The following is a 521-nucleotide window of genomic DNA, read 5'->3' on the forward strand; positions in this document are numbered from 1 at the left end:
CATAGGGCATAAACCGCTAGCGCGGTTTAGCCCGAAGTTGCGCTTTGCCGACCTGGTGGTTATGGCGGGGTGGCCGCACCCGTTCCCTTTCCGAACACGGCCGTGAAACGCCCCTGCGCCCATGGTACTTCGTCTTAAGACGCGGGAGAGTAGGTCGCTGCCAGGTCTGCAAATCGCAACTCACGCTAAATCGCTCAAGCAATTTATGCGTCTCATAATCTTCTCATCACAAAGCGGCTCTAGCCGTGTTACAATAGGCCGCTACACAAGCGGCCTTTGTCGCTTCTGGAAAGCAACCAATTCTCCCTCGGCGCACGCGAAATAACGTGCCAAGGGAACACACGACAAACCGCAAAGCGGTTTGCGTGGATGACGCAAGCCGAACACGGCTTGCTATTCGCGACAAATCGCTTCGCGATTTGCGCTGGTAACGCGGGGTGGAGCAGCCCGGTAGCTCGTCAGGCTCATAACCTGAAGGCCGCAGGTTCAAATCCTGCCCCCGCAACCAATATCCCATCCCT

At 56.8% G+C, this 521-nt stretch carries 1 tRNA gene and 1 rRNA gene; both read left to right on the top strand.

The features are described 5' to 3' along the window. Positions 1–51 precede the first annotated feature (51 nt). Positions 52–166 (top strand): 5S ribosomal RNA (gene rrf, locus QD409_RS35740). A gap of 265 nt (positions 167–431) precedes the next feature. Continuing rightward, positions 432–508: transfer RNA gene (locus tag QD409_RS35745), tRNA-Met, on the top strand. Positions 509–521: the final 13 nt, after the last annotated feature.

The sequence above is a fragment of the Rhizobium sp. BR 315 genome (genome assembly GCF_050577975.1).
GTDB lineage: Bacteria > Pseudomonadota > Alphaproteobacteria > Rhizobiales > Rhizobiaceae > Rhizobium > Rhizobium miluonense.